General features: G+C 61.4%; 27 protein-coding genes and 4 tRNA genes. 13 read left to right on the forward strand and 18 right to left on the reverse strand.

The features are described from left to right. Positions 1-2: 2 nt before the first annotated feature. From BM321_RS23065 to yacG, 4 genes are read left to right on the forward strand one after another with little or no spacing between them, the layout of a single operon-like run. Positions 3-1,220, forward strand: a complete 1,218-nt coding sequence (locus tag BM321_RS23065; RefSeq protein WP_092444977.1) for a type II secretion system F family protein — start codon at positions 3-5, stop codon at positions 1,218-1,220. A gap of 1 nt (position 1,221) precedes the next feature. Further along, the gene (locus BM321_RS23070; protein ID WP_092444979.1) at positions 1,222-2,091 is read left to right on the forward strand and encodes a prepilin peptidase; all 870 of its coding nucleotides are present in this window, start codon (positions 1,222-1,224) and stop codon (positions 2,089-2,091) included. Beyond that, a complete protein-coding gene (gene coaE, locus BM321_RS23075; protein WP_092444981.1) occupies positions 2,091-2,714 on the forward strand; it encodes a dephospho-CoA kinase in 624 nt (207 codons plus the stop codon). The genes BM321_RS23070 and coaE overlap by 1 nt, the downstream gene beginning before the upstream one ends. Continuing rightward, positions 2,711-2,917, forward strand: a complete 207-nt coding sequence (gene yacG, locus BM321_RS23080; RefSeq protein WP_092444983.1) for a DNA gyrase inhibitor YacG — start codon at positions 2,711-2,713, stop codon at positions 2,915-2,917. Before coaE ends, yacG begins: the two co-directional genes overlap by 4 nt. Here the strand turns inward: yacG and BM321_RS23085 are convergent. Together BM321_RS23085 and BM321_RS23090 are read right to left on the reverse strand one after the other, a co-directional pair. Then, positions 2,914-3,129 carry a hypothetical protein gene (locus BM321_RS23085; RefSeq protein ID WP_092333756.1) on the reverse strand — a complete coding sequence of 72 codons (216 nt, stop codon included), beginning with the start codon at positions 3,127-3,129 and terminating at the stop codon, positions 2,914-2,916. The genes yacG and BM321_RS23085 overlap by 4 nt on opposite strands. 63 nt (positions 3,130-3,192) lie before the next feature. Further along, positions 3,193-3,879 (reverse strand): energy-coupling factor ABC transporter permease, encoded by a 687-nt coding sequence (locus BM321_RS23090; RefSeq protein ID WP_060740576.1) that lies wholly within the window; start codon positions 3,877-3,879, stop codon positions 3,193-3,195. A 131-nt stretch (positions 3,880-4,010) separates the two neighbouring features. On the opposite strand from BM321_RS23090, the gene BM321_RS23095 reads away from it, so the two are divergent. The 4 genes from BM321_RS23095 to BM321_RS23110 are packed head-to-tail and all read left to right on the forward strand — an operon-like array spanning position 4,011 to position 6,746. Continuing rightward, on the forward strand, positions 4,011-4,637 hold the full coding sequence (locus BM321_RS23095) for a DUF1780 domain-containing protein (RefSeq protein WP_092444985.1): 627 nt from the start codon (positions 4,011-4,013) through the stop codon (positions 4,635-4,637). Then, positions 4,634-5,161 carry an MOSC domain-containing protein gene (locus BM321_RS23100; RefSeq protein WP_092444987.1) on the forward strand — a complete coding sequence of 176 codons (528 nt, stop codon included), beginning with the start codon at positions 4,634-4,636 and terminating at the stop codon, positions 5,159-5,161. The genes BM321_RS23095 and BM321_RS23100 overlap by 4 nt, the downstream gene beginning before the upstream one ends. 52 nt (positions 5,162-5,213) lie before the next feature. Next, positions 5,214-5,387 (forward strand): DUF3094 domain-containing protein, encoded by a 174-nt coding sequence (locus BM321_RS23105; RefSeq protein WP_003185543.1) that lies wholly within the window; start codon positions 5,214-5,216, stop codon positions 5,385-5,387. Positions 5,388-5,447: 60 nt separating this feature from the next. Next, positions 5,448-6,746 (forward strand): NAD(P)/FAD-dependent oxidoreductase, encoded by a 1,299-nt coding sequence (locus BM321_RS23110; RefSeq protein WP_092333762.1) that lies wholly within the window; start codon positions 5,448-5,450, stop codon positions 6,744-6,746. Positions 6,747-7,081: 335 nt separating this feature from the next. Here the strand turns inward: BM321_RS23110 and BM321_RS23115 are convergent. The 7 genes from BM321_RS23115 to rluD all read right to left on the reverse strand — a co-directional run bounded on the left by BM321_RS23115 (position 7,082) and on the right by rluD (position 12,170). Beyond that, positions 7,082-7,158: transfer RNA gene (locus BM321_RS23115), tRNA-Pro, on the reverse strand. A gap of 93 nt (positions 7,159-7,251) precedes the next feature. Further along, positions 7,252-7,327, reverse strand: a tRNA-Lys gene (locus tag BM321_RS23120). Positions 7,328-7,332: 5 nt separating this feature from the next. Further along, positions 7,333-7,409 (reverse strand) — tRNA-Pro (locus BM321_RS23125). Positions 7,410-7,416: 7 nt separating this feature from the next. After that, positions 7,417-7,492, reverse strand: a tRNA-Asn gene (locus BM321_RS23130). Positions 7,493-7,791: 299 nt separating this feature from the next. Next, positions 7,792-10,356 (reverse strand): ATP-dependent chaperone ClpB, encoded by a 2,565-nt coding sequence (gene clpB / locus BM321_RS23135; RefSeq protein ID WP_053125348.1) that lies wholly within the window; start codon positions 10,354-10,356, stop codon positions 7,792-7,794. A 129-nt stretch (positions 10,357-10,485) separates the two neighbouring features. Beyond that, positions 10,486-11,211: a peptidoglycan editing factor PgeF gene (pgeF, locus tag BM321_RS23140; protein ID WP_092444990.1), complete on the reverse strand. Its 726-nt coding sequence runs from the start codon at positions 11,209-11,211 to the stop codon at positions 10,486-10,488. Next, positions 11,208-12,170, reverse strand: coding sequence for a 23S rRNA pseudouridine(1911/1915/1917) synthase RluD (rluD, locus tag BM321_RS23145; RefSeq protein WP_060740571.1), 963 nt, complete (start codon positions 12,168-12,170; stop codon positions 11,208-11,210). The genes pgeF and rluD overlap by 4 nt, the downstream gene beginning before the upstream one ends. A gap of 150 nt (positions 12,171-12,320) precedes the next feature. On the opposite strand from rluD, the gene BM321_RS23150 reads away from it, so the two are divergent. The 4 genes from BM321_RS23150 (at position 12,321) to BM321_RS23165 (ending at position 16,618) form a co-directional block, all read left to right on the forward strand. Further along, entirely contained in the window at positions 12,321-13,337 is a 1,017-nt protein-coding gene (locus tag BM321_RS23150; protein ID WP_092172419.1) for an outer membrane protein assembly factor BamD, read from the forward strand. 125 nt (positions 13,338-13,462) lie between these two features. After that, the gene (locus tag BM321_RS23155) at positions 13,463-13,696 is read left to right on the forward strand and encodes a PP0621 family protein (RefSeq protein ID WP_092172422.1); all 234 of its coding nucleotides are present in this window, start codon (positions 13,463-13,465) and stop codon (positions 13,694-13,696) included. Then, the gene (locus BM321_RS23160; RefSeq protein ID WP_092444992.1) at positions 13,686-15,275 is read left to right on the forward strand and encodes a two-component system sensor histidine kinase NtrB; all 1,590 of its coding nucleotides are present in this window, start codon (positions 13,686-13,688) and stop codon (positions 15,273-15,275) included. The genes BM321_RS23155 and BM321_RS23160 overlap by 11 nt, the downstream gene beginning before the upstream one ends. After that, the gene (locus BM321_RS23165; RefSeq protein ID WP_092444994.1) at positions 15,272-16,618 is read left to right on the forward strand and encodes a sigma-54-dependent transcriptional regulator; all 1,347 of its coding nucleotides are present in this window, start codon (positions 15,272-15,274) and stop codon (positions 16,616-16,618) included. The genes BM321_RS23160 and BM321_RS23165 overlap by 4 nt, the downstream gene beginning before the upstream one ends. 132 nt (positions 16,619-16,750) lie before the next feature. Here the strand turns inward: BM321_RS23165 and BM321_RS23170 are convergent, their stop codons facing one another. The 8 genes from BM321_RS23170 to BM321_RS23210 form a co-directional block, all read right to left on the reverse strand. Beyond that, positions 16,751-17,110 (reverse strand): DUF6124 family protein, encoded by a 360-nt coding sequence (locus BM321_RS23170; protein ID WP_092445026.1) that lies wholly within the window; start codon positions 17,108-17,110, stop codon positions 16,751-16,753. A 1,391-nt stretch (positions 17,111-18,501) separates the two neighbouring features. Then, positions 18,502-19,602 (reverse strand): glycine oxidase ThiO, encoded by a 1,101-nt coding sequence (gene thiO / locus BM321_RS23180; RefSeq protein WP_072411916.1) that lies wholly within the window; start codon positions 19,600-19,602, stop codon positions 18,502-18,504. Positions 19,603-19,659: 57 nt separating this feature from the next. Further along, positions 19,660-20,061 (reverse strand): type IV pilin protein, encoded by a 402-nt coding sequence (locus BM321_RS23185; protein WP_092204240.1) that lies wholly within the window; start codon positions 20,059-20,061, stop codon positions 19,660-19,662. 9 nt (positions 20,062-20,070) lie between these two features. Then, on the reverse strand, positions 20,071-23,175 hold the full coding sequence (locus BM321_RS23190; RefSeq protein WP_092444997.1) for a pilus assembly protein: 3,105 nt from the start codon (positions 23,173-23,175) through the stop codon (positions 20,071-20,073). Further along, positions 23,162-23,641 (reverse strand): pilus assembly PilX family protein, encoded by a 480-nt coding sequence (locus BM321_RS23195; protein ID WP_371856646.1) that lies wholly within the window; start codon positions 23,639-23,641, stop codon positions 23,162-23,164. Before BM321_RS23195 ends, BM321_RS23190 begins: the two co-directional genes overlap by 14 nt. Positions 23,642-23,646: 5 nt before the next feature. Beyond that, the gene (locus BM321_RS23200) at positions 23,647-24,372 is read right to left on the reverse strand and encodes a PilW family protein (protein ID WP_092444999.1); all 726 of its coding nucleotides are present in this window, start codon (positions 24,370-24,372) and stop codon (positions 23,647-23,649) included. Further along, positions 24,369-24,830: a type IV pilus modification protein PilV gene (gene pilV / locus BM321_RS23205; protein ID WP_092204236.1), complete on the reverse strand. Its 462-nt coding sequence runs from the start codon at positions 24,828-24,830 to the stop codon at positions 24,369-24,371. Before pilV ends, BM321_RS23200 begins: the two co-directional genes overlap by 4 nt. Further along, positions 24,827-25,300, reverse strand: coding sequence for a GspH/FimT family pseudopilin (locus BM321_RS23210; RefSeq protein ID WP_092333971.1), 474 nt, complete (start codon positions 25,298-25,300; stop codon positions 24,827-24,829). The genes pilV and BM321_RS23210 overlap by 4 nt, the downstream gene beginning before the upstream one ends. Positions 25,301-25,457: 157 nt before the next feature. On the opposite strand from BM321_RS23210, the gene BM321_RS23215 reads away from it, so the two are divergent. After that, positions 25,458-25,973: a GspH/FimT family pseudopilin gene (locus tag BM321_RS23215; protein ID WP_092445001.1), complete on the forward strand. Its 516-nt coding sequence runs from the start codon at positions 25,458-25,460 to the stop codon at positions 25,971-25,973. Here the strand turns inward: BM321_RS23215 and ispH are convergent. After that, entirely contained in the window at positions 25,950-26,897 is a 948-nt protein-coding gene (ispH, locus tag BM321_RS23220; RefSeq protein ID WP_092445003.1) for a 4-hydroxy-3-methylbut-2-enyl diphosphate reductase, read from the reverse strand. The genes BM321_RS23215 and ispH overlap by 24 nt on opposite strands. Positions 26,898-26,914: the final 17 nt, after the last annotated feature.

The following is a 26,914-nucleotide window of genomic DNA, read 5'->3' on the forward strand; positions in this document are numbered from 1 at the left end:
GCATGGCGGTCAAGGCAGTAAAAACCGACGTCTATACGTGGGAAGGCAAAGACCGCAAAGGCGCGAAAATGACCGGCGAGCTGACGGGACAGAGCCCGGCCCTGGTCAAGGCTCAACTACGCAAACAAGGCATCAACCCGGAGAAGGTGCGCAAGAAATCCACCTCGATCTTCAGCAAGGGCAAGCGCATCAAGCCGCTGGATATCGCCCTCTTCACCCGTCAGATGGCAACGATGCTCAAGGCTGGCGTGCCACTGTTGCAGGCGTTCGACATCATCGGCGAAGGCTTCGACAACGCCAACATGCGCAAGCTGGTGGACCAGGTGAAGCAGGAAGTCGCCGCCGGCAACAGCTTCGCCGCCTCGCTGCGCAAATGCCCGCAGTATTTCGACGATTTGTACTGCAACCTGGTGGATGCCGGTGAGCAGGCCGGTGCGTTGGACACACTGCTGGACCGGGTCGCGACCTACAAGGAAAAGAGCGAAGCGCTCAAGGCCAAGATCAAGAAAGCCATGACCTACCCGACGGCGGTGATACTCGTCGCGGCGGTGGTCACCGGCATCCTGCTGGTCAAGGTGGTACCGCAATTCGAATCGGTCTTCTCCGGGTTCGGGGCACAGCTGCCGGCTTTCACGGTGATGGTCATCGGCCTGTCGGAATTCTTGCAGGAATGGTGGTGGGTGGTGCTTGGCGGGTTTGTGGGGACATTTTTTGGCGTGAAATACGCCCTCAAGCGTTCCGAGCGCTTTCGTGACTGGCGCGATAAATGGCTACTCAAACTACCGCTGATAGGCGCCTTGATGTACAAGTCCGCCGTGGCCCGCTACGCCCGCACGCTCTCGACGACATTCGCTGCCGGCGTGCCGCTGGTCGAAGCCCTAGATTCAGTATCGGGCGCCACCGGCAATGTGGTATTCAAGCGCGCCGTGCAGCGCATCCGCCAGGACGTATCCACCGGCATGCAGTTGAATTTTTCCATGCGCGCGTCAGGGATCTTCCCGAACCTGGCCATCCAGATGACCGCCATCGGCGAGGAATCCGGCGCGCTGGACGACATGCTCGACAAAGTGGCGAGTTTTTATGAGGCCGAAGTGGACAATCTGGTGGACAACCTCACCAGCCTGATGGAACCCTTCATCATGGTGGTCCTGGGGGTCGTCGTGGGTGGCCTGGTGGTTGCCATGTACCTGCCCATCTTTCAACTCGGCTCTGCGATCTGACATGCCCCTGAGCGAATTTTTCGTGCTGTATCCCCTGGCTTTCGTGCTTGTTGCGGCATGGCTCGGCCTGATCGTCGGCAGTTTCCTCAACGTGCTGGTGTGGCGCCTGCCGAAGATGCTCAACCGCGAATGGCGCCTGCAGGCCCACGACCTGCTGGGCCTGCCGGCCGAGACTCCGGGCCCGGTCTACAACCTCATGCTGCCCCATTCCCAATGCCCGCACTGCGGCCATCGCATCCGCGCCTGGGAGAACATTCCGCTGTTGAGCTACCTGATGCTGCGTGGCCGCTGTTCGAGCTGCGCCGCGCCCATCGGCAAGCGTTACCCCCTGACCGAAGTGGCCTGCGGCGCGTTGACGGCGTTCGTCGCCTGGCATTTCGGCTTTGGCTGGCACGCCGCGATGGTGATGGTGTTGACCTGGGGCCTGCTGGCCATGAGCCTGATCGACGCCGAGCATCAACTGCTGCCCGATACCCTGGTGTTGCCGTTGTTGTGGCTGGGCTTGATCGTCAACAGCTTCGGGCTGTTCGTTTCCCTGGACCAGGCGATGTGGGGCGCGGTGGCCGGCTACCTGGCGCTGTGGTCGGTGTTCTGGGTGTTCAAGCTGATCACCGGCAAGGAAGGCATGGGCTACGGGGATTTCAAGCTGCTGGCGATGCTGGGCGCCTGGGGCGGCTGGCAGGTCCTGCCGCTGACGCTGCTGTTGTCGTCGCTGGTGGGCGCCGTTATCGGGGTCATTGTGCTGCGCTTGCGTGACGCGCCCGGGTCGACGCAGATCCCCTTCGGACCTTATCTGGCCATTGCCGGCTGGATTGCCTTGCTCTGGGGTGGTCAAATAACCGACTTCTATTGGCAGTCTGTCGGTTTCTAATGAAAACCCCTCTGGAAAAACCCTGGATTCTCGGCCTGACCGGTGGCATCGGCAGCGGCAAGAGCGCGGCGGCCCAGCATTTCATCGATCTGGGTGTGCACGTCATCGACGCCGATCATGCGGCACGCTGGGTGGTCGAACCCGGGCGCCCGGCGCTGGCGAAAATCGCCGAGCACTTCGGCCCTGGCGTATTGCAGGCCGACGGCGCCCTGGACCGGGCGGCGCTGCGCAAGCTGATTTTCGAAAATGCCGATGAACGCCGCTGGCTCGAAGCACTGCTGCATCCGCTGATCGCCGAGGAAATCGCCCATCACCTGGCTCAGGCACAATCGTCCTACGCGATCCTGGTGTCGCCGCTGCTGATCGAGTCAGGGCAGTACGCCATGACCCAGCGGATCCTGGTGATCGATGCGCCGGAACAACTGCAGATCGAACGTACGTTGCAACGCGACCAGACCAGCGAACAGCAGGTCCAGGCGATCCTCAAGGCCCAGTCCAGCCGCCAGGATCGCCTGAACCATGCCGATGACGTGGTGGTCAATGATCGCGACCTCGCCTGGCTGCACAGCGAGGTCGAGCGCCTGCATCACTTTTACCTTACTTTGCGTGGAGGCCACTCATGAGCAAAACCCCAACCGTTGATTGCCCAACCTGTGGCGCCCCTGTGGAATGGAGCCCGCAGAGCACATTCCGGCCGTTCTGTTCCGATCGCTGCAAACTGATCGACCTCGGCGCCTGGGCGTCGGAAGAACACAAGATCCCGGTCAGCCCCGACGCCGAGGATGAGCTGTTCAGCGAAGATTTCGAGCCTCGCTCGCATCACTAAGGCCGCATGAAACCGTAGTCCTGTTCGTCGTCGAGGTTTTCCGCCAGGAAACTCAACTCGTCGGCCAGGTCTTCAGCGCTGCGCACTGCCTTGCTCTGCTGCACGATCGCACTGAGCAAGGCACGCAGACTCAAGCCCGGGTCGAAACCGATCTCCATTGCGGCATCGTGGCTACGCCTGATCTCTTGCCTGGCCCACTCATAAACACTCATGGTTGTACTCCTTGAAGTTTTCCAGAGCATGCAGGGCGTGCGGTGGGGCAGCCTTGACGTGAATCAAGGCTTGTCATCGTCGTTCCACGGTGCCGACAGGTAGCGCGTGCGGTTGAAGGTTTCCAGCCATTCGGGGCTGAACACCACCAACGCACTGATCACCATGCCGTTGATGAACGCTTCGGGAAAAATGATCAACCAGAGGTAGCCGATGAAATCCTCCAGCCAGTAAGGCATGGCAAACAGGCCGTCGTACCAGAGCAAACCGAGCCCCAGCAGCAGGCAGGCCAGTGCCGAAAGCGCGGCGGCCAGGAACCCCGAACAAAAGATATACACAAACAGGTTACGCGGCTGCGCGCGCTCCACCAGGATTGCGCAACATTCGGTGATCAGCACCGGCAGCAGGATCAGCAGCGCACCGTTGACCCCGACCGCCGCCATGTCCTGACGCCCCAGCAGCACCAGCGCCATCTGCGCGCACAGGCCACCCAGGATCGCCAATGGCCAGTCCAGCAGCAGCGTCACGGCGGTCATGCCGATGAAATGATACGAGACCCCCGTATCGAAATCCCGTCGCACCAGCCACAGCATGAACAACGCCAGCACCGTGCCGAACAGCAGATGCTGGCGACGGCTGTCGGTGAACAGCTCGACCCACGGTGCCCGCGCCACGGCCCAGGCCAACACCGGCACATAAACCAGCCAACCGACCGCCAGGGTTTGCGGTGATAGCAGTTCAGCACCGATCATGGACTACTCCTTTCGCTTGCCCCTGCCTCAAACAGGGTTACTTCAAGCCAGCAGTCTACACCTCCCCCATAACGTCTATTAATCCACGCAACGCTTTCAGCTTGTCGCAATTGAACGCTAAGCTTGGGCTCATGGATGATTCCGATTATTTACGCCTGCTGACCATCGCGGCCGAGCAAGCCAACGCCTTTCTCTCCAATGCCCGCAAATGGGAGCGTGAGCGTTGGGTCTGCCAACGTCTGTTGCAAGGGCTGAACGTGCCTTATCGCGCCGACGAATTCGCCCCGGCCGGCGAGCCGCCGGACGTATTGTTTCGCGATGCCAATTTCGAGGTGTTTTTCGTGCTCGACGAGGGCCGCCGCCTCAATGACGAATGGCGCGATGAACTGGAACGTCGCCGCAGCGCCTTTTCCCTGAGCCAACTGGTGCGTCGCGAGGCCAAGCCCCGGCGAATCCCGGCCAATGAATTCCTGATGCGCCTGGCTCCGACCCTGCGCAAGAAAGCCCACAACTACACCGAGCGCGGCATGGACCTGGGCGACCTGGACATCATCGCCTTCGCCAGCCTCAAGCGCGAAGTATTGGACCTCAACAGTCACTTTCCACCGCCGACCGAGTACCTGCGCCAGGGCTGGCGCTCGCTGTCGCTGGTGGGGCCGACGTTTGCCCGGGTACTGTTCGCCCACCCCGACGCGCCGGACTTTTTGCGAGGCAACCTGGGGCGCAGCATCGTGTTCGACGTCGGGATCAGCCTGTGAGCCCATTGCAGGAACTGATCGCCGCCGTGCCGCAGCAGGGCCGCGTGCGCTGGATTGGCGTGCGTCCCCAGGGTCACGCGCCGATGATCGAACTGGACGCCGTGGAGGCCCGTCTGGAAGCCGGACTGACCGGCGATCATGCCCGCCCCGGTGTGCGCAATGCGCGACAAGTGACGCTGATCCAATGGGAGCACCTGGCCGTGATCAGCTCGCTGATGGGCCGCCCCGAGGACCAGCCGGTGCTGCCACAGGCGCTGCGACGCAATATTGCGGTCAGCGGCATCAATCTGTTCAGCCTCAAGGGCCGGCGCTTTCGCATCGGCCAAGCCATCTTTGAAACCACCGGCTGGTGCCAGCCCTGTGCCCGATTGGAGCGAAACCTCGGCGAAGGGACATTCCAGGCCGTACGCGGCCATGGCGGAATCACCGCCCGGGTGTTAAAAAGTGGAATCATTCGCCTGGACGACAGCCTGAGCGTCGAACCTGTGCCGGCGAGCGGCTACGCAGCTTTCAATGCCGGCTAGCCGGACGCTGTAACGTCTTCACCTTTCGCAACGTCTACCTGACGAGGCCTTTATGACCAGCCGCCTGAACCCAGATGACCAGAAGCATGTCGAAGAGTACCTGCAACTGTCCCAGCACCGAGTCGAGCGCCGGCCTTTCCGGCCGTGGATGCTCCTGGTGGTGGTACTGGCCGTGACCATCGGCCTGGGCCTGTTGAGCCGACTGATCAGTTACCTGACGCTATGAGCCGCCTGGCGCTCGCTCGGGTAACGGCACCGAATTCCTTTAGCCTTGCGAGATATCCCCATGACTCATCGTATTGTCATCGTTGGCGGCGGCGCCGGCGGCCTGGAGTTGGCGACCCGTCTGGGTAAGACACTGGGCAAGCGTGGCACGGCCAGTGTGATGCTGGTCGACGCGAACCTGACCCACATCTGGAAACCCCTGCTGCATGAAGTGGCTGCCGGCTCCCTGAACTCCTCCGAAGACGAACTCAACTACGTCGCCCAGGCAAAATGGAACCATTTCGAGTTCCAGCTTGGGCGCATGAGCGGCCTGGACCGGGAGCGCAAGAGAATCCAGCTGGCCGCCACCTATGACGAGGCGGGCGTCGAGCTGTTGCCGGCTCGGGAATTGGGCTACGACAGCCTGGTGATTGCCGTCGGCAGCACCACCAATGACTTCGGTACCGAAGGCGCGGCGCAGCACTGCCTGTTCCTCGACACCCGCAAGCAGGCCGAGCGCTTCCATCAGCAATTGCTCCACCACTATCTGCGTGCCCACGCCGGACAGACCGATGTTGTCGAGCGCATCAGCGTCGCCATCGTCGGCGCCGGTGCGACCGGTGTCGAACTGGCGGCCGAGCTGCATAATGCCGCTCACGAACTGCACGCCTATGGCCTGGACCGGATCAAGCCGGAGAACATGCACATCACCCTGATCGAGGCCGGTCCACGGGTCTTGCCAGCGCTGCCGGAGCGTATCGGCGGACCGGTGCACAAGACTCTGGAGAAACTCGGGGTCAACGTCATGACCAATGCTTCCGTCAGCCAGGTGACCGCCGACAGCCTGATTACCGCGGACGGCCAAGTGATCGACGCGAGCCTGAAAGTCTGGGCCGCCGGCATTCGCGCCCCGGACTTCCTCAAGGGCATCGACGGACTGGAGACCAACCGGATCAACCAGCTGCAAGTGCTGCCGACGCTACAGACCACCCGCGACGAGAACATCTTCGCCTTCGGCGATTGCGCCGCCTGCCCGCAACCCGACAGCGATCGCAATGTTCCGCCCCGCGCCCAGGCCGCGCATCAGCAGGCCTCGCTGCTGGCCAAATCCCTGAAGCTGCGAATCGAAGGCAAGGCCCTGCCCGAATACAAGTACACCGACTACGGCTCGTTGATATCGCTGTCGCGATTCTCGGCGGTGGGCAACCTGATGGGCAACCTGACCGGCAGCGTCATGCTCGAAGGCTGGCTGGCGCGGATGTTCTACGTCTCGCTGTACCGCATGCACCAGATGGCGCTGTACGGCCTGTTCCGCACGGCCATGCTGATGCTGGGCAGCAAGATCGGGCGCGGGACCGAGCCCAGGCTCAAGTTGCACTGAGGATGAACCGCTGACGACTGCGGTGTATCAACGACATTGACACTGAATGATCTACCGCAATCGCGAGCAAGCTCGCTCCCACAGGATGACCGCGATCAACTGTGGGAGCGAGCTTGCTCGCGATGACGGCAGCACAATCAGTATTTAAGCTCCGGCAGAATCTCTCTCCGAGCTATCCATCAATCAAACCTGAAACCGCTGCACCATCGTGCGTAGCGAATTCGCCAGTTGCGATCCACCTCTCGGGCCACTTGCGCCTATTCTTCGGCGGCGCTGGCGATGACCAGGTTGGCAAAAAAAATCCCCGTATCTTTCGATACGAGGATTTTCAAATATGGTCGGGGTAAGGGGATTCGAACTCCTGACATCCTGCTCCCAAAGCAGGCGCGCTACCGGACTGCGCTATACCCCGGTAAAAAAAAGGCGACCTTCGCAAGTCGCCTTCTCGATCAGCGCTTTTGGCCTCTGATCTTAAGATTCGATTCCAGCGAACTGGTTTCAAAAATGGTGGGTCGTGTGGGATTCGAACCTACGACCAATTGGTTAAAAGCCAACTGCTCTACCAACTGAGCTAACGACCCAAATATGGTCGGGGTAAGGGGATTCGAACTCCTGACATCCTGCTCCCAAAGCAGGCGCGCTACCGGACTGCGCTATACCCCGATTGAAATGGCTCCGTGACCAGGACTCGAACCTGGGACCCAATGATTAACAGTCATTTGCTCTACCGACTGAGCTATCACGGAACTGATATTTCAAGCTACAACATTGAAGCTAGCTTCAACCTCTTCTACCCTTGCGCATCGCTGCGTTCGTGTGTCTGAGGCGCGCTATTCTACAATCTTCAAAACCTCTGTCAACCCCTTAAATTGCTTTCAAGACAATGATTTGCAACTTATTTTGGATTACTTCCCAGTGAGAAGTCGCCCTTGGGGTGACGTACTGCGGGGCGCACTTTACAAGCCTTTTCCTTTGAGTTCAACGGCCTGATGAAAAAAATGGCCTTGCAAGGCAAGGCCATTTCCATCGTCGGCAAAGCCGGCCTTCAGTTGAAGACGATTTCGTCGTTCTCCACCGTACCGGTCACGGTTTCGCCCGGCATGAAGCGACCGGACAGAATCAGCTGCGCCAGCGGGTTTTCGATCCAGCGCTGGATCGCTCGTTTGAGCGGCCGCGCGCCATAGACCGGGTCGTAACCCACCGCGATCAGCTTGTCCAAGGCCTCGTCGCTCAATTGCAGCTTGAGCTCGCGCTCGGTGAGGCGGCTGCGCAGACGACCCAATTGGATCTCGGTAATGCCGGCAATCTGATCCCGGGCCAACGGCTCGAAGATCACCACTTCGTCGACCCGGTTGATGAATTCCGGGCGGAAGTGGGTCGAGATCGCGTCCATCACCGCCGCGCGCTGCGCCTCACGGTCGCCCACCAACTCCTGGATCTGTGTCGAGCCCAGGTTGGAGGTCATCACGATCACCGTGTTGCGGAAGTCCACCGTACGTCCGTGGCTGTCGGTCAGGCGACCATCCTCCAGCACTTGCAGCAGGATATTGAACACATCCGGGTGCGCCTTCTCGACCTCATCGAGCAGGATCACCGAGTACGGCTTGCGACGCACAGCCTCGGTCAGGTAACCGCCCTCTTCATAGCCGACATAACCCGGTGGAGCACCGATCAGCCGTGCCACGGAATGCTTCTCCATGAACTCGGACATGTCGATGCGCACCATGGCCTCTTCGGTGTCGAAGAGGAACTCGGCCAGCGCCTTGCACAGCTCGGTTTTACCGACGCCGGTCGGGCCGAGGAACATGAACGAGCCACTTGGACGATTAGGGTCCGACAACCCGGCGCGGGACCGGCGCACAGCGTTGGAGACCGCCACTACCGCTTCTTCCTGGCCAATCACGCGCTGGTGCAGCAGGCTTTCCATCTTCAGCAGCTTGTCGCGCTCGCCCTCGAGCATTTTCGACACCGGAATGCCGGTCCACTTGGACACCACCTCGGCGATTTCTTCCTCGGTGACCTTGCTGCGCAGCAACTGGTTTTCGCTCTTGCCGTGCTGGTCGACCATCTGCAGGCTGCGCTCCAGGTCCGGGATCACCCCGTACTGCAGCTCGGCCATGCGGTTGAGGTCGCCTTTGCGGCGAGCCGCTTCCAGTTCCTGGCGGGACTGTTCGATCTTTTGCTGGATCTGCGCCGAGCCCTGGACCTCGGCTTTCTCCGAGTTCCAGATCTCCTCGAGGTCGGAATACTCGCGTTCGTGACGAACGATTTCTTCCTGCAACCTTTCCAGACGTTTCTTCGCCGCTTCGTCGCTTTCTTTCTTCAGGGCCTGGGACTCGACCTTGAGCTGGATCAGGCGCCGCTCCAACCGATCCAGCACTTCCGGTTTGGAGTCGATCTCCATGCGGATGCGGCTGGCCGCCTCGTCGATCAGGTCGATGGCCTTGTCCGGCAATTGACGGTCGGTGATGTAGCGGTGGCTGAGCTTGGCCGCGGCGATGATCGCGCCGTCGGTGATCGCCACCTTGTGGTGAACTTCATAGCGCTCTTTAAGGCCGCGCAGGATGGCGATGGTGTCTTCTTCGCTCGGTTCCTCCACCAGGACTTTCTGGAAGCGCCGCTCCAGCGCCGCATCCTTCTCTATGTATTGGCGGTACTCGTTGAGCGTGGTCGCGCCGACGCAGTGCAACTCACCCCGGGCCAACGCAGGCTTGAGCATGTTGCCGGCGTCCATCGAACCCTCGCCCTTGCCCGCACCGACCATGGTGTGCAGTTCGTCGATGAACAGGATGATCTGCCCTTCCTGCTTGGACAGTTCATTGAGCAAAGCCTTGAGCCGTTCTTCGAACTCGCCACGGTACTTGGCACCGGCGATCAAGGCCCCCATGTCCAGGGACAACAGGCGCTTGCCCTTGAGGCCGTCCGGCACTTCGCCGTTGATGATGCGCTGGGCCAGGCCCTCGGCGATGGCGGTTTTACCCACGCCTGGCTCACCGATCAGCACCGGGTTGTTCTTGGTGCGGCGTTGCAGCACCTGGATCGTGCGGCGGATTTCATCGTCGCGACCGATCACCGGGTCGAGCTTGCCTTCCTCGGCGCGCTTGGTCAGGTCGACGGTGTATTTGTCCAACGCCTGGCGTGATTCCTCGTGGTTGGCGTCGTTGACCGCTTCGCCGCCACGCAGGTTGTTGATGGCATTTTCCAGGGCTTTCTTGCTCACCCCTTGGCCGAGTAGCAACTTGCCGAGCTTGCTGTTCTCGTCCATGGCGGCGAGCAGCACCAATTCGCTGGAAATGAACTGGTCGCCCTTCTGCTGGGCCAGGCGGTCGGCCTGGTTGAGCAGTCGCGCCAGATCCTGGGACATGTTCACGTCACCGGTCGGATTCTGGATCTTGGGTAACTGGTCGAGCTCCTTGGCCAGTTCTTTGCGCAGGCTGTTGACGTCAAAGCCGACCTGCATCAACAGGGGCTTGATGGAGCCGCCCTGCTGTTCGAGCATGGCCTGCATCAAATGCGCCGGTTCGATACCGGGATGGTCCAGGCCGACGGCCAGGGACTGGGCATCGGACAGGGCCAATTGTAATTTGCTGGTTAAACGATCAATACGCATGGGTCACCTTCCTTTTGAGCAGGCCGGACCTAAACACATCCTGAATGAAGAAACCTGCCAGATACCCTTATAGATGTGGTCGATTCTGGAAGTTTCAAGCAGCGCAGCCTTGATGCAGGTCAGGGAAGTCTAGCGTTCGATCCAGATCAACGAGGCAAAGCGGCCGGTGTGCGGGTTGCGTCGGTAGGAGAAGAAGCGTGGGTCGTTCACGGTGCAGAAGCCACCACCGTACACCGCGGTGACACCGCGCGCCGCCAGCCGCAAGCGGGCCAACTGATAGATGTCGGCGAGGAATTTGCCGGCATTGGGGCTCGCGGCAAAGGCTTCTACCGCTTCAGGCCGTTGCGCGATGAAGGCTTCACGCACTTCCGGCCCGACTTCGAACGCTTGCGGCCCGATGGCCGGGCCGAGCCAGGCCAGGATCTCGTTCGCGGGCACGGCAAGGCTGTCGAGAGTGGCTTCCAGCACACCGTTCGCCAGCCCACGCCAACCGGCATGGGCCGCCGCGACGCGGGTGCCGGCACGGTTGCAGAACAGTACCGGCAGGCAATCGGCGGTCATCGCCGTGCAAGCGACACCCGGCGTGGCGGTCCAACTGGCATCGGCGGTCGCCACCTGGGTCGGGTCAGCCTCGACCACGGCAATGCCGTGGACCTGCTGCAGCCAGGCCGGGGTAATGACGAATCGGTCGATGAGACGACGGCGGTTTTCGGCGACGGCCGTGGGGTCGTCGCCTACATGGTCGCCCAGGTTGAGGCTGTCGAACGGCGCCAGGCTGACGCCGCCCTCGCGAGTGGTGACGCAGGCCTTGACCCGGGCCGGCGCGGGCCAGTCGGGCGTCAGCCAGGCACTCATCCGACGAACGCCTCGCGGTCCTGCTTGAGCAACGTCAGCAGCCAGACGAAATCATCCGGCAACGGCGATTCCCAGCTCATGCGTTTGCCGGTCGTCGGATGATCAAGCTCCAGGAAACGCGCGTGCAGCGCCTGGCGCGGGAAGTTTTTCAGCGATTCGACCATGGTCTGGCTGGCGGCTGGCGGAATGCGGAAACGACCGCCATAGGCCGGGTCGCCCACCAACGGGAAGTTGATGTGGGCCATGTGCACACGAATCTGGTGGGTACGACCGGTTTCCAGCTTGACCCGCACATGCGTGTGGGAACGGAAACGCTCCAGCACACGATAGTGGCTGACCGCCTGCTTGCCACCTTCCATCACCGCCATGCGCTGGCGCTGCTGGCCGTGACGACCGATCGGGGCGTTGATCTTGCCACCGGCGGTGACGACCCCGATCACGATGCATTCATAGATGCGGCTGACACTGCGGCTTTGCAGCTGTGTGACCAGCTGTGTCTGTGCCTGGATGGTCTTGGCCACCACCATCAGGCCGGTGGTGTCCTTGTCCAGGCGATGCACGATGCCGGCACGGGGCACATTGACGATGTCCGGTACGTGGTGCAGCAAGGCGTTGAGCAGCGTGCCGTCGGCATGACCGGCCGCCGGGTGCACCACCAGGCCAGCAGGCTTGTTGATCACCAGGATGTCATCGTCTTCGTAGACGATGTCCAGGGCAATGTCCTGGGCGACCCATTCTCCCTGGGCCTCCTGCTCGGCAGTCAGCTCGAGGATGGCGCCGCCATGGACGATGTCGCGCGGACGAATCACCGCCCCATCCACAGTCAGGCGGCCGTCCTTGATCCAGGCGGAAAGGCGCGAGCGAGAGTGCTCGGCAAAGAGTTGTGCGGCGACTTGATCGAGGCGTTGGCCGCCCAATTCGGACGGCACCTCTGCGCGAAGTTCTATTTTATCGGACATGCTCGGACTGGGCGTCGGCACAGCCTTTGGTTTCGGCTGCGCGCTTGTGGTTAAATACGGCGTCTTTTGCCCCGAGGCTTTCAACGGGGCGCTCATCATAACAGGACGGCCCCGCCCAAGACAGCGGCCGTCATAGGGACGCAAGCCGCCATGCAAGTGAAACACCTGCTGCTGATCGCCATCCTCGCATTGACTGCTGCTTGCTCGTCGAAGGAAGTCGTAGACGAAAACCTGAGCGAAGTCGAACTGTACCAACAGGCGCAGAACGACCTAGATAACAACAGCTATACCAGCGCCACCGCCAAGCTCAAGGCGCTGGAGTCGCGGTATCCGTTCGGTCGCTACGCCGATCAGGCCCAATTGGAGTTGATCTACGCCAACTACAAGAACGCCGAGCCGGAAGCCGCCAAATCCGCCGCCGAGCGTTTCATTCGTCTGCACCCGCAGCACCCGAATGTCGATTACGCCTATTATCTCAAGGGCCTGACCTCCTTCGACCAGGACGTCGGCCTGCTGGCGCGCTTCCTGCCGCTGGACATGACCAAGCGTGACCCGGGCGCCGCGCGCGACTCCTACAACGAGTTCGCCCAGCTGACCAGCCGCTTCCCCAACAGCCGCTACTCGCCGGACGCCAAGCAGCGCATGATCTACCTGCGCAACCTGCTGGCCTCCTACGAAATCCACGTGGCCGACTACTACCTGACCCGTCAGGCCTACGTCGCCGCCGCTAACCGTGGCCGCTACGTGGTGGAAAACTTCCAGGAAACCCCTTCGGTGGGTGATGGCCTGGCGGTGATGACCGAGGCCTACCAGCGCCTGCACCTGGACGACCTGGCGGCCACCAGCCTGGAAACCCTCAAGCTGAACTACCCGGATCACCCGTCGCTGGTCGATGGCCAGTTCACTCCACGGGTCGACGAAGCGGACAACCGTTCGTGGCTGAGCAAGGCGACCCTGGGCCTGATCGAGTCCCGTCCACCGCTGCCGCCGGGCGAAACCCGCGCCAACCAGGACGTACAGCGCCAGTTCCAGGATGCCAAGGAAGCCATTCCGAACGAACTCAAGCCCAAGGATGAAAATGGCGACGTGATCGAAGAAGAAGAGCCTGAGAAGGAGTCCAGCGACCGTTCCTGGTTCAGCTACATGACCTTCGGCATGTTCGACTGAGGCCAAGGCATCGGTAAAAAGGGAGACCCAGCGGTCTCCCTTTTTTGTGCCTGGCTTTTATTGCGCTGTGCGCCGTTCCAGTCCTTGGCTAAACTGCCGGATCATTAGCCGAAAAGCCGCCCATCATGCTTCGTTTACTGTTCTGGATAGCCCTGATTGCCGCCGCTGTATGGTTCTGGCGCAAGTTCAAGGGTGCCTCCTCCGCGCCGAACGCTCCCCGGGAACAGGACGCACCGCCCATGGTGCGCTGCGCCCAATGCGGTGTACACCTGCCCCGTGACCGGGCGCTGGCCCTCGAACAACAATGGTATTGCAGCCAGGCTCATCTCGAGCAAGGCCCGGGCAATCGTGAGCGCTGAGGCCTCAAGCCCACGCGTCAAACAGACGCAGCGCCTGCTGCGCCTCTATCACCTGTACCGCCTGAGTATCGGCATCACCCTGGTGCTGCTGATCTCCAGCAACATGGACAATCGCCTGCTGGAGTTCGCCAACGACGACCTGCTGCGCAGTGGCAGCTGGTTGTACCTGGTGCTGAACATCCTGCTGGTGGTGTTCCTTGAGAACACGCGTCGCCCTGCCCGGCTGTTCGGCCTGGCCCTCACCGACGTGCTGTTGCTTTCGTGGCTATTTTTCGCCGCTGGCGGTGTGCCCAGTGCCATCGGCAACCTGCTCATTGTCTCGGTGGCCATCGGCAACACGCTGCTGCGAGGCCGGATCGGCCTGTTGATCGCGGCCGTCGCCACCCTCGGCATCGTCAGTTCGAGCTTCTTCCTTGGCTTGAGCGACTCGAACCGTCCCAGCAGTTACTTGCAGGCCGGTACCCTTGGGGCACTGTGCTTTGCCGCCGCGCTGCTGGTGCAAGGCCTGACCCGACGTTTGGAAGCCAGCGAAACCCTGGCTGAGCAACGGGCCAGCGAAGTGATCGGCCTGGAAGCGCTCAACGCCCTGATCCTGCAACGCATGCGCACCGGCATCCTGGTGCTTGACCGTGAGCGTCGGGTGCAACTGGCCAACGAAAGCGCGCTGAACCTGCTGGGTATGCACGATCTGGTCGGCCAGCAACTCGACGACTACGCCACGGCCCTGGTCGAACGCCTGCAACTATGGCGAAACAACCCCAGCCTGCGCCCGTCCAGCCTGACCGTTACCGGCACGGGCCTGACCCTGCAACCGAGCTTCATCGCCCTGGGGCATCACGATCAACAGCAGGTCCTGGTGTTCCTTGAAGACCTGGCCCAGGTTGCCCAGCAGGCCCAGCAGTTGAAACTCGCTTCCCTCGGGCGCCTTACCGCCGGCATCGCCCATGAAGTCCGCAACCCCTTGGGCGCCATCAGTCACGCGGCGCAATTGCTGCGCGAATCCGAGGAACTGAACGACGCGGATCGGCGTCTGACGCAGATTATTCAAGATCACTCCCAACGAATGAATCGCGTCATTGAAAACGTTCTGCAGCTGTCTCGCCGTCAACAAACCACACCCCAGCGCCTCGACCTGCGCACCTGGCTCGACCCATTCGTCCGGCAGGCCCGCGAAAGCATGTCCGAACACCAGCGCTTGCACCTGAGCATCGACCCTGGGGACTACACCACGCTGATGGACCCCGACCAACTCACCCAGGTACTCGACAACCTGTTGCGCAACGCCTGGCGCCACAGCGCAATGGTCCATGAACAGGCCGAGGCCTGGTTGAAACTGTTCATCGACCCCCACAGCCAGCTGTCGACACTGGACATCATCGACAACGGTCCCGGTGTTACGCCGGAGCAGCAGGCGCATTTGTTCGAACCCTTCTTTACCACCAGTAGCCAGGGCACCGGCCTCGGCCTCTATCTGTCCCGTGAGCTGTGCGAAAGCAATCAAGCCCGCCTAGACTTCAAACCACGCCAAGGCGGCGGTTGCTTTCGCATCACCTTTGCTCACGGACGGAAACAGCTTTGAATAATCGCTCACGGCAACGAATCCTGATCGTCGATGACGAACCGGACATCCGCGAACTCCTGGACATCACCCTGGGCCGGATGAAACTCGACACCCGCAGCGCCAAGAACCTTGCCGAGGCCCAAGCCCTGCTGACAGGGGATACCTTCGACCTGTGCCTGACCGACATGCGCCTGCCCGATGGCACCGGCCTGGAGCTGGTGCAGCACATCCAGCAACGTTATCCACAGCTGCCCGTGGCGATGATCACCGCCTATGGCAGCCTGGAAACCGCCATCGACGCCCTCAAGGCCGGCGCCTTCGATTTCCTGACCAAGCCGGTCGACCTGGGTCGGCTGCGGGAGCTGGTCACCAGCGCCCTGCGCCTGCCACCCATCGCCACACCGACCAGCACCATCGAGCGCTGCCTGCTGGGCGACTCGCCGCCAATGCGCAACGTGCGCAAACAGATCGAAAAGCTCGCCCGCAGCCAGGCACCGGTGTACATCAGTGGGGAATCAGGCTGCGGCAAGGAACTGGTCGCCCGGCTGATCCACGAACAAGGCCCCCGTGCCAACCAGAGCTTTGTGCCGGTCAATTGTGGGGCGATTCCCACGGAACTGATGGAAAGCGAGTTCTTTGGCCACCGCAAAGGCAGCTTCAGCGGCGCCATCGAAGACAAGCCCGGGCTGTTCCAGGCCGCCCACGGCGGGACCTTATTCCTCGATGAAGTGGCCGACCTGCCCCTGGCGATGCAGGTCAAGCTGTTGCGAGCCATCCAGGAAAAGGCCGTGCGCGCCGTGGGCGGCCAGCAGGAAGAAGTGGTGGATGTGCGAATCCTCTGCGCCACCCACAAGGACCTGGACGGCGAAGTGGCCGCCGGGCGCTTTCGCCAGGATCTGTATTACCGGCTGAATGTCATCGAATTGCGCGTCCCGCCCTTGCGCGAACGCCGCGAAGACATCGAACCGCTGGCCAATCACATGCTTCAGCGGCTGGCGGCCAGCACCGGCAGTCCGGCAGTGAAGCTCCATCCCCAGGCCTTGGAAGCCCTTCGTCACTATCGTTTCCCAGGTAATGTGCGGGAACTGGAGAACATGCTCGAGCGCGCCCACACCCTTTGCGAACACCAGCAGATCGAAGCCGAGGACCTGCGCCTGGCCGAGGGCAATAGCAGCACTGAGGCGGGCAACCCCGACTTGATGCAGGTCGACAACTTGGAAGACTACCTCGAAGACGTCGAACGTAAACTCATCCTCCAAGCCCTGGAGGAAACCCGCTGGAACCGCACGGCCGCGGCGCAGCGGTTGAAGTTGTCGTTTCGATCGATGCGGTATCGGTTGAAGAAACTCGGGTTGGATTGAGCGGGCGTCCGGCGCAGCTCAGCCAATGGCAAGGCCTACACCGAGCTGTGTGGTGAGGGGATTTACCTGTGGTGAGGGGATTTATCCCCTCGCCACAAAATAATGTTCAATCTGATAGCTCTGTTGGTCCGTCTAACCCTCCACCGGCACCTGTTTATCCAGCACGCGATTGGCCAACAACTCGCTCAGCTCGATCAGTTGTTGCACTCCCAAGACAATATGTCGTCGCGAGCCTTCGAGTTCGAAGGCCAGGTCGCTGATCGTTGCGTTGGCTGAGGCCAGGGTTTCGCTGAGGTTGGTGAGGAGGCATTCGGTGTCGATGCCGTCCACGACAGTGAATAGTTGGTTTGAGGCGGGTTTCTTTTTGGCTTCGGGCTTTGGGCCAAGGTAATAGTCGAGGGCGCGCTTGGCAGCTTCATCGAGTTTTTGGTGATCAGGATCGACGTGGGTTGACGAGGGACCTGTTTCGGGGGGATTGGGCGAATCTTTAATCGTTGTGCATCTCCAAGTTTTTGGAGCTGCCACCGATCGCCGCGACGCAATTGGAGGTGGCAGCTGTACGCAGGTTCGCGGACCGAACTTGGAGCTTCGGCATACCCGAAGGTATCCCACGCACAGCCAGCCATGACAGAACGAAAAATACCGAAGTACTGTCGTCGGCTGGAATTATGCACCAAGTTAGCGGGCCGCGACGCCCGGACGCTGAATTGGCAGCGACGGGGAAAGGTTAGCCAGAGTTCTTCCCACCCGGCAACCGCCAGAACTCGTCGGAAAATTCTTTTTGAATCAAATTTTTGTCCGACCATTCCCACAAAAGCCTGGTTGACTGTGAGGGTGGTATGTATATCCGTTTCTGCGGTTACGGCCGCTGGCGGTTCCGCCCTTACGGCGGCTCACTTTTGAGAAGCGCAAAAGTAAGCAAAACGCTTCTGCCCCACCACTTGGCACCTCGCTTTGGCTCGGTGTGCCCTCACTCCGGCATTGCTCCGTGGGCCGCCGCGAAGGGCCATCCATGGCCCAGCGCGGCTATCCCGGCATCCATGCCGGGATGCCCACTGCGCAATGCCTGCGTTCGGCCAGCGTGGTTAACGGGGCGCCCCAGATCAAGATCAAAAGCGAGGCGGCCTGACAGCCGGCCTGGCTCTCCCGCTCGTACACCTGTCAGATCTGTGGGAGCAAAGCTTGCTCGCGAGGCGGCCTTATAGCCGACCTGGCTTTTCCGGTCCTAGTGCGATCCCATTGTGGGAGCGAGCTTGCTCGCGAAGACGGCGGTACATCCAACGCTGATGCAAGCTGATCCACTGCTATCGCGAGCAGGCTTTGCTCCCACAGGGATTTGCAGTGGCCGAAAATCTGTAGATCGTCACCGACCCAATGTGTGCGAGCTTGCTCGCGAAGGCGATGGCACAGCCGATGAATATGTTGAATGCTCCGGCCTCTTCGCGAGCAAGCCCGTTCCCACAGGAGAAACGCGATCACCCAGAATCAGGTCGGCTATCAGGCCGCCTCGCGGAGGACGTTGATCTCGGCGCCCCGTTAACCACGCTGGCCGAACGCAGGCATTGCGTAGTGGGCATCCCGGCATGGATGCCGGGATAGCCGCGCTGGGCCATGGATGGCCCTTCGCGGCGGCCCACGGAGCAATGCCGGAGTGAGGGCACACCGAGCCTAGGCGAGGTGCCGAGTGGTGGGGCAAAAGCGCTTTGGTTACTTTCGCGCTTTTCGAAAGTGACCCGCTGTAAGAGCGGAACCGCCAGCAGCCGTTACCGCGAAAATGGATATGTACCCAGTCAACAACATCCCCGCCGACTATCAGGCGCCATCGCGAGCAAGCTCGCTCCCACAATTGGATCTGGGTACAGGTGCAGCATCAAAGCCGGACCTTACAAGCGCCCAGCCGGCGCATACGGAACAGGATCGATCACCGGCTCACGCCCCAACATCAGATCCGTAAACAACTGACACGACGCCGGCGCCAGCACCAGTCCATTACGATAATGCCCACAGTTCAACCACAACCCGGCAACCCCCGGCACCTCGCCGATATAGGGAACACCTTCAGGCGAGCCAGGCCGCAACCCCGCCCAATGCCCCACCACCTCGGCACCCGCCAGCGCCGGAATCAGTTGCTGCGCCGACGCCTTCAGGCTCTCCAACGCAACCTCGGTCGGGGTCTTGTCGAAACCTTCGCGCTCCAGCGTACTGCCAACCAGAATGTGCCCATCACGACGCGGGATCGCATAACGCCCCTTGGCCAGCACCATACTCGACAAGAAGTCCGACGCGCATTTGTACAGAATCATCTGGCCCTTGACCGGCTCGACCGGCAACTTCAGCCCTAGCGTCTTGAGCAGCTCACCACTCCAGGCCCCCGCCGCCAGTACCACCTGATCGCCACGCATCGGTCCCGCCGAACTGTCCACCCCCACGACACGCCCGCCATCACGGATGAACCCGCTGACCTCGCAATGCTCATGAAGCGTGACATTGGGCAACGCCTGCAACGCCGCCTTGAGGGATTTCACCAGCCGAGGGTTGCGCACGTTGGCCACGCCAGCCATGTAGATCGCCCGGGAAAAACCCGCGCCCAGTACCGGCACGGCGTCGTGGACCGTCGAGATATCCACGGCTCGCAGCGGGCGCCCTTCCCGCTCGGCCCAGGCCAGCGCTTCGTCCTGGTCGTCCAGGTCCAGCCAATACAGCCCGGTCACGTGTACTTGTGGATCGATCCCGGTGGCGGCGAACAAACGCTCACCCAGCTGTGGATAAAAATCCTGCGACCAATGGGCCAGCGCCGTGACCGCCGGGCTGTAGCGCCACGGGTACAACGGCGAAACGATGCCGCCGCCGGCCCAGGACGATTCCTGGCCGACATTGGAGCGGTCCAGCAGCACCACACGTTGCCCTTCGGACGCCAGATTGAACGCCGTCAGCAGGCCGATGACTCCGCCGCCGACGATCACCACTTGCTGTTGCCTGGTCATGTTCTGATTAGACTCACTAAAACAAAGGGCGCAAAAGCGCGCCCGAATGAAAGAAACTCAGCGGCCCCAACAATCCTTGGTTGTCAGCCCCGCAGTAGCGTTGAGCATGCCCCGTGCGCCGGTGTTGTTGAGGGTGAAATCACCGCACTTGTCCGTCGCCATGGACGAGCCGCTCTTGCGTACGGCGGTCAGGGTGAAACTCTGGTCCGCCAGCGTCTGGGTAATGGTGTAGAAATCGTTGCCGCTGCTCAGCCCGGTTGCATTGGTGTAGACGTTGTTCTTCGAGTAGTAGCGCTCGAGAATCTGCGCCTGCTCGGATAAGAGCCCGGCAATTTCAGTGCGTCGGCCCTTCTTCATGTATTCGGTCAGGCTCGGATAGCCGATGGTGATCACGATACCGATGATCGCGATCACGATCATGATTTCGATCAAGGTGAAACCCCGGTTGGATCTGCGCATGCCTTGCCCTCATTGTATTTGCCGCCACATGATGCGGCGGCTGCCGCCGACGGTTTTGCCCAGCAGGTCAGTGATACCGCCACCGGAGTCGTTCACGATCATATTGGTGGCCCCGTTGGCGCTGACGACGGCGCTCAAGGTCGGAATACCGCCCGTAAACACCACGCCGGCGGAAATCGTATCGAGGCTGGTGAGCGAACCATCGTTGTTGGTATCCAGTACCGCATAGTTGAGCATCTTACCGTTGAATGCATCCAATTCGATCAGTTTGCCGGTGCCGAAGCTGACGCAAGGGTCGGTGGTGTCTACGGCGGCCGTGGTAAAGATCACGCGCCCGAGCACCAGGTTGGCCGGGTTGATCACGCGCTCCCCGGTCAGCGCATTGTTGTACACCAAAGGCAAGTACCAGCCCTTCTTCGCAGGGTACGTCACGTCGGTCTGGCTGGTGGTCACGAACTGCCCGGTGCTGCCTGAAAACACCCCCGTGATCGACTGGGCCTGCAGGCTCGACACGGTGATTTGCCCCCCGCCGCCAGTGGCGTCCCAGATCGAATAGAAGGCTTGCAGATCCTTGTTGAGCTTGTCTGCCGCTTCGTTGAACTTACCGGTCCCGAAAAAAACCTGGGTGCCGCCCTGGGGATTGTCTGCCAGCAGAGGCTGCACGGTGATCGGCTGGGTCGCGCCGCCGGGGGCGGTGAACAACGGCTGGCTGGCGAACGCCAAGCCCCACGCGGTGGGCGAGGTGCCGCTGAGGTCGAATTTCCACATCCGCCCCTTCAAGTCGCCACCGTACGCGGCTTGCACCACATTCTGGGAGTTGACCCGCAACTTGACCGACGACAGGCCGTTATCGGTTTCACTGCTGTTGATGACGATTTTGCGGATCAGCGAACCGTCACGGATATCCACGACGTACAACGCCGCCACGCCGCTGTTGCTGCCATAGCCATTGGCGATGAACGCCGCCCAGCGACCGTCCGCCAGGCGCGCGACTTCGGGGCGTGCGTAGGCATAGCCCAGGTCATTGAAGGCGTTAGCGGTGCTGGCAACGGTTGGCGCGCTGATTTCCCACAGCGCCCGAAACGCATTGCCCGCCGCCGCATCGAACAGTTGCACCGCGAAAAACGTCTTGCCCCCGGCACCCGTGCCGCCCAGGGCCACGGTCTTCCAGGCGCTCCCCGATTGCACGTCAAATACACCGACCTGTCCATCCACCAGGAACTTGTGGTTCACGCCGTTGACGTAGCTGGTGTCGGCGATGTCCTGCAACGAGGGCAGCACGTTCGAAGGCATGTAGGCGTAACGCCGCGTGCCGTTTGCACTGTTGATGACACTGAAAAAACCATCGTTGCCGTTCACCACCAGGTTGGCGCTCATGTTCGTCGCCTTGGTCGCCAGGTAGTTGCTATAGCTGGTGTCGTTGAGCAGGTCCGCAGCGGTCTGGTCATTAGGCGATGCCAACACCAGCGGCGAATTGATGATGTCCCCCAGCAACGCGCTGCGCACCTTCAGGCCGGTCTTGTTGACGCCCTTGCTCCACTCCACCAGGTCATTGCCGGTGATCCCCGTGGGCAGGTTCTGGCTGAGGCTGGTTTGCTGGGCTGGCGAAAAGTTGCCGTAGGCCAGGGTTATCGGCACGTTGGTCGCGGTGTTCCAGGACTGATAGATCGGTGCCGTGGCGCCGGGCACGATGGCGGTATCGGTGGTCCACTGCACCGCTGCCGTGTTGACCGTCCCCGCCGAGGTAAAGCCAAACGCCCGGATGGTGCCGCGCCAGTCCTTGGGGTCATACGTGGTCTGGTAGTAGCTGGAGGTGCTCGACAATGTGGCGGCGTTGGTGGTGCCGCCGCCCCCGGAGCCAGCCTTGGAAGTGATGTCGCTCAGGGCAGCGGCCAACGCCGAGTTCAGGCCTTCGCTGTCGGTCGCCTGGTAATACTTGCCTGCACCATAGCGGGCGGCGTCTGACAACATCGGGTTGGCGGCGGTAAAACCCACGGTATAGGTATTGAGGTATTGCCGGGGAAAATCCGTGGCGTTCCAGCTCTTGCCGGTGGCGTCGGTGCCGGTGGAGCGCATGTCGATGTCGAAGGCGAACTTGGCGATGTCGTCCAGGTACAGCGTGTCGCCCTCGCCATCACCATTGAGATCGTCGCCATCGTTGTTGATGCCATCCCAATTCGGCAAGCGGGCCAAGCCCAGCGGGTCGTTGGTGGGAAACGTCCGGTCATAGGTGGGCAAGCCATCGGTGATCACCACGCCGAAGTTTTTCTGGCAACGGTACTGGATCGGGCTGGTGTAGGTGGCGGGCGTTCCATTGTAGTAAGGCGCCATCCCCCTGAAATAACGGGTGACCTCGTAGTAGCTCTCGGCCAAGGGGGTATTGGCGACCGCACCCAGGCCGTTGATGGCGCTGATCAGCGCGCTGTAGTTGCTGTTGGCTTGGGTCTGGGTCACGCTGCCGCTGACCGGTGACAGATCGCTGATGGCGCGGGCGATGTAGCCCCCGGGGCCGGAGTTACTGCTGTTCGGCGGGTTGAAGGTGGCAAGACCAATGCGCAAGGCGCGGTTAGCGGCGACCAAGTCGTTGGAGACATCTCGTGCCACGTTGATTCGATAGTCGGTGGGAATCGTGCCGGTGGTGAAGTCGCGGCTTGAACCGTTGGCAAGAGTGACTAGATAAGATAAGTACTTAGCTGTGTAGCGGGTATTCTCGCCACCTACCGGATCGGGTAACCGCAGGCAAACCTGACCAAAGCCAGGTCGATAGAAGCCATACCAGCCATTTAAGCAGCCTCCACGAAACAGACTCGCAAGCAAGACATTCCCGTCGTCTGCCGCCAGGCTCCGCCTGTTGCTGCTACTGCAGCTTCTATCATCGGTGCATATTTCGATCGCAGGCCGCGCAAGATTCGGATCAAACCCCGCCGCCCAGATAATGTTGTTCATGCTCCCCGAATCATCGATCAGCAGCATCACGTTCGGCGTGACGGCGGCCGCACTCAGCAAGGGCGAATCCGAAGGCGTGAATGCATAGGCCGGCGCCGCCAGGTAAAGGCTGAGCAACGCCCCCCACAGCACCTGCCTCCAACTACCGCGCACCTCAGTACTTCGCATAAATGCTCTCCACCACGCTGCGCTGGTTATTCCCCACCACCGCCACCGCCGTGATCCGGTACAGCGTCGCCGAGGTATTGACCGGCACGTTGACCGCCGTGAGCGTCGTGCCGATGTTCTGCACACCATAAAACCCACCGGCGGCGGCAACCCAGAGCACCCCCGACGACGAATTGCGCCCCGCCCCGGTCAGCGTCGCCGACTCGGCCGGCGGCGCGCACTGGGTCGTGGTGGTACACACCGGCAATGAATAGGTTTCGACCTGCACCGCGCTCTCACCCACCCTCAGCGCCGCCTCGGCCACCTGGAACGACTGGTTGCGCTGCATGACGCTGCTGGTCATCTTTTCCTGGAGGGTGGCGCTCTGCATCGATGACAGACCGATCAGCGTCAGCAGCAACAGGAAGACCAGGCTGACCAGCAATGCCATGCCCCGCTGGCGGTGCACCTGCCCCATCGAAGTCATCTCCTTCATAGCAACCGGTTGCGCAAGGCGGCAACCACATTGAAGGTCTGCTCGCGCACTGCGTTCCTCGGATCAAAAAGCGTCAGGGTCAGGCGCACGCTGCGGATCAGTGCCGGGTCAGGCGGATTGCTGCTGTAGCTGGAGGCCGCGATGTCCGTCGAGCTGCCGGCGACGCCGAATGTCACGTTGAACGTGCGGACGTTATCCACCAGCACTGCCATGGTCGGGTTGGCTGGACCGCCGGCTGTCTGGACGCCCATCAGTAACTGGTTATTGCTGAAGCTGTAGACCAAGCGCCGGATCGGGAACGCCATCTGTCCTGCCGCCGGCGCCCTGATCCCGGTGTAGGCAGTGGCCGAGGTCCGACAATCGGAAACGACGGTCCAGGTCGGCGCCCCACCACCGCCACCGACATCCGCCGTGACCAGGGTCAGCTTCAGGTTGGCGTTGTCCCAGCGGATCGGCGTGATCTGGCTGGCATTGAAATCCCCGGCCGAGGACGCATCGGTGATGCTTCCCAGGCAACCGAACATGCCCACCATACGAATCTCCTGGACCATTTTGCTCAGGACAAAGCGGGCGTCCTCCTGCATCACTGCGGCCGCACTTTGGCTGATGTAGGTGTTCTTGGCGGCGATGAAAATCTGCACGACACCCAGGATGACGATCAGGCTGAGCACCAGGGCAATCATCAATTCAATCAGGCCGAATCCCCGGCAACGCCTGTTCATGGCGGCGTCCCCGGCGGATCGACGGCGACGCGGCTGGTCAGTACGAAGCTGCGCCGCGCCTCGGCCGCGTTGGTGGTGTTGGCGGCCCGGGTGTCGTCCCAGGAAATGGTGATGGTGTAGACCCGCTGGTTCAGGGCGATGGTGCCAGTGGCCGTGGCACCGCCGAAGGCAATGATGTTGGTCTTGAAATCGTAGAGGTCCTGGTCCCGGGCCACGTTGAGGTTCGGCGAGCTGGGCGGTGTGACGGTGTAGTCGGCGCCGGAGTTGGCGCGTATGCGGTCCAGCAGGTCGTAGGCGATGAAGCTGGCCTGGCTGGTCATGCGCGAACTGTCGGTATACTTGAGCGCATTGAGCTGGATCATCGCCGCCCCCAGCAAGCCGACGCCGAGAATCAGCACCGCCACCAGCACCTCGATCAGCGTCATGCCCTCCTGTGCCCTTTTACTGCAATCCTTCATCCGCAACTTCCGCCCAATACGATTCTTCCATTGAGGCAAACACTCAGCGTCCTGCTCTGCGCCCCTCGTACATAATTGAAGCTCACCGGCGTGGCCGGTGCCGATAGCCCACCGAGGTTGTTGAAATCGATGTTGTTCACCTCTGAGGTTAGCGCCAGAGTCGCGCCACTGCTCATCGCTGGAACAACCCGCAATACATTGGCCGGCGTGCCAGTACTGTCATACACCGTCAGTTCGCCGCTCCAGACGCTGCCCTCGGCCGTGGGGCGGATGCGCGTGGTGATACCACGGTCGATCGCCTCCAGCCGGGCAAAGTTCAGCGCCCGACGCAAGTCGTCAACCTCGGTGTCGGCCTTGGTGCTCTGCAGCGCGCCAGTGAATGACGGCACCGCCATGGTAATCAGGATCAGCAGCACGCCAAGGGCCACCAGCACCTCGATCAGCGTGAAACCTTTTGTACGAAGATCCATCGGTGCCCTCCGTTGCCGTCGGCTATACCTGCTTGTACACGCTAGAACAAACCATCGCCGTGTGCTCAATAGTGCCCATTGTGGCAATGGGGTTTGCCCTCGCCACAATGGGCCATTAATCCTGAATCCGCTTCACATTCTCCAGGGAGGAGATGCCATGCACCAACAGGGCTTCAGCCTGATCGAGCTGCTCATGGGACTGGCGATTGCGGCAATTGTTCTGCCGTGGGTCGGCGCCAGCTATACCGCGCTGGTCGAATCCACCGAGCGCAAAGATGCCGCGCAGTGGCTGGCCAGGGGTCTGCGTAGCGCCCGCAGCGAAGCCATCGCCCGCAACCAGACCGTCGTGATCAGGGGAATAGACAACGATTGGGGCCAAGGCTGGCGGATTACGCTGGACGACAAAGAGAAAACGCTGCTGATGGAGCACAGCGGTCACGCCAGAGTGATTGGCAACTGGCCGGTGAAGCGTTCGGTGAGGTTCGGCAGCCAAGGTGAAGCGTTATTGCCCAGCGGCGCATTCCAGGCCGGCACGCTGCATGTCTGCGCCAAACGCGAGCCGGTCAGTCATCATCAGGTGGCGCTGGCACGTACCGGCCGCATTAGCCTGCGCAGTGAAAAAACTGAACAGGCATTGTGCGAAAAAGGCTTAAAGCAGGGAGCGAACGCGTAGTTCCTTGGGCATGGAGAAAGTGATGTTCTCCTCGCGCCCGGCCAACTCATCGGCCCCCGTTGCGCCCCAGGCTTGCAGTTGCTGGATCACGCCGCGCACCAGCACTTCCGGAGCCGAAGCACCAGCGGTGATGCCGATACGCTCGACACCTTCAAACCAGCTGCGTTGCATGTCCTCGGCACCGTCGATCAGGTAAGCGGGCGTGGACATGCGCTCGGCCAACTCCCGCAGGCGGTTGGAGTTGGAACTGTTCGGGCTGCCGACCACCAGCACCACATCGCATTCGTTGGCCAGTTGCTTGACCGCATCCTGACGGTTCTGGGTGGCGTAGCAGATGTCATCCTTGCGCGGGCCGCCGATGGCTGGAAAACGCGCGCGCAGGGCATCGATCACACGGCTGGTGTCGTCCATGGACAGGGTCGTCTGGGTCACGAAAGCCAGGCTATCGGGGTTGCGTACGTGCAAGGCCGCAACGTCATCCTCGTCTTCGACCAGGTAGATCGCACCGCCGTTGCTGGCATCGTATTGGCCCATGGTGCCTTCGACTTCCGGGTGGCCTTCATGGCCGATCAGGATGCACTCGCGACCGTCACGGCTGTAGCGCGCCACTTCGATGTGCACCTTGGTCACCAACGGGCACGTCGCGTCGAATACCTTCAGGCCCCGGCCGGCGGCTTCGCTGCGCACGGCCTGGGAAACCCCGTGGGCACTGAAGATCACGATGACGTCGTCCGGCACCTGGTCCAGTTCCTCGACGAAAATGGCCCCGCGGCTGCGCAGGTCCTCGACGACGAATTTGTTGTGGACCACTTCGTGGCGCACGTAGATCGGCGGCCCGAAGACTTCCAGGGCGCGGTTGACGATTTCGATCGCCCGGTCCACACCGGCGCAGAAGCCACGGGGGTTGGCGAGTTTGATTTGCATGCTGTGCCTCGTGTCTT

It is taken from the genome of Pseudomonas sp. NFIX10 (assembly GCF_900111955.1).
GTDB classification, from domain to species: domain Bacteria; phylum Pseudomonadota; class Gammaproteobacteria; order Pseudomonadales; family Pseudomonadaceae; genus Aquipseudomonas; species Aquipseudomonas fluorescens_AA.

What these genes read in the sequence shown, in the direction of transcription:
- BM321_RS23065 (WP_092444977.1), top strand. Translation starts at nt 3, where the DNA reads ATGGCGGTCAAGGCAGTAAAAACCGACGTCTATACGTGGGAAGGCAAA.
- BM321_RS23070 (WP_092444979.1), top strand. Translation starts at nt 1,222, where the DNA reads ATGCCCCTGAGCGAATTTTTCGTGCTGTATCCCCTGGCTTTCGTGCTT.
- coaE (WP_092444981.1), top strand. Translation starts at nt 2,091, where the DNA reads ATGAAAACCCCTCTGGAAAAACCCTGGATTCTCGGCCTGACCGGTGGC.
- yacG (WP_092444983.1), top strand. Translation starts at nt 2,711, where the DNA reads ATGAGCAAAACCCCAACCGTTGATTGCCCAACCTGTGGCGCCCCTGTG.
- BM321_RS23085 (WP_092333756.1), bottom strand. Translation starts at nt 3,129, where the DNA reads ATGAGTGTTTATGAGTGGGCCAGGCAAGAGATCAGGCGTAGCCACGAT.
- BM321_RS23090 (WP_060740576.1), bottom strand. Translation starts at nt 3,879, where the DNA reads ATGATCGGTGCTGAACTGCTATCACCGCAAACCCTGGCGGTCGGTTGG.
- BM321_RS23095 (WP_092444985.1), top strand. Translation starts at nt 4,011, where the DNA reads ATGGATGATTCCGATTATTTACGCCTGCTGACCATCGCGGCCGAGCAA.
- BM321_RS23105 (WP_003185543.1), top strand. Translation starts at nt 5,214, where the DNA reads ATGACCAGCCGCCTGAACCCAGATGACCAGAAGCATGTCGAAGAGTAC.
- BM321_RS23110 (WP_092333762.1), top strand. Translation starts at nt 5,448, where the DNA reads ATGACTCATCGTATTGTCATCGTTGGCGGCGGCGCCGGCGGCCTGGAG.
- clpB (WP_053125348.1), bottom strand. Translation starts at nt 10,356, where the DNA reads ATGCGTATTGATCGTTTAACCAGCAAATTACAATTGGCCCTGTCCGAT.
- pgeF (WP_092444990.1), bottom strand. Translation starts at nt 11,211, where the DNA reads ATGAGTGCCTGGCTGACGCCCGACTGGCCCGCGCCGGCCCGGGTCAAG.
- rluD (WP_060740571.1), bottom strand. Translation starts at nt 12,170, where the DNA reads ATGTCCGATAAAATAGAACTTCGCGCAGAGGTGCCGTCCGAATTGGGC.
- BM321_RS23150 (WP_092172419.1), top strand. Translation starts at nt 12,321, where the DNA reads ATGCAAGTGAAACACCTGCTGCTGATCGCCATCCTCGCATTGACTGCT.
- BM321_RS23155 (WP_092172422.1), top strand. Translation starts at nt 13,463, where the DNA reads ATGCTTCGTTTACTGTTCTGGATAGCCCTGATTGCCGCCGCTGTATGG.
- thiO (WP_072411916.1), bottom strand. Translation starts at nt 19,602, where the DNA reads ATGACCAGGCAACAGCAAGTGGTGATCGTCGGCGGCGGAGTCATCGGC.
- BM321_RS23185 (WP_092204240.1), bottom strand. Translation starts at nt 20,061, where the DNA reads ATGCGCAGATCCAACCGGGGTTTCACCTTGATCGAAATCATGATCGTG.
- BM321_RS23190 (WP_092444997.1), bottom strand. Translation starts at nt 23,175, where the DNA reads ATGCGAAGTACTGAGGTGCGCGGTAGTTGGAGGCAGGTGCTGTGGGGG.
- BM321_RS23195 (WP_371856646.1), bottom strand. Translation starts at nt 23,641, where the DNA reads ATGACTTCGATGGGGCAGGTGCACCGCCAGCGGGGCATGGCATTGCTG.
- BM321_RS23200 (WP_092444999.1), bottom strand. Translation starts at nt 24,372, where the DNA reads ATGAACAGGCGTTGCCGGGGATTCGGCCTGATTGAATTGATGATTGCC.
- pilV (WP_092204236.1), bottom strand. Translation starts at nt 24,830, where the DNA reads ATGAAGGATTGCAGTAAAAGGGCACAGGAGGGCATGACGCTGATCGAG.
- BM321_RS23210 (WP_092333971.1), bottom strand. Translation starts at nt 25,300, where the DNA reads ATGGATCTTCGTACAAAAGGTTTCACGCTGATCGAGGTGCTGGTGGCC.
- BM321_RS23215 (WP_092445001.1), top strand. Translation starts at nt 25,458, where the DNA reads ATGCACCAACAGGGCTTCAGCCTGATCGAGCTGCTCATGGGACTGGCG.
- ispH (WP_092445003.1), bottom strand. Translation starts at nt 26,897, where the DNA reads ATGCAAATCAAACTCGCCAACCCCCGTGGCTTCTGCGCCGGTGTGGAC.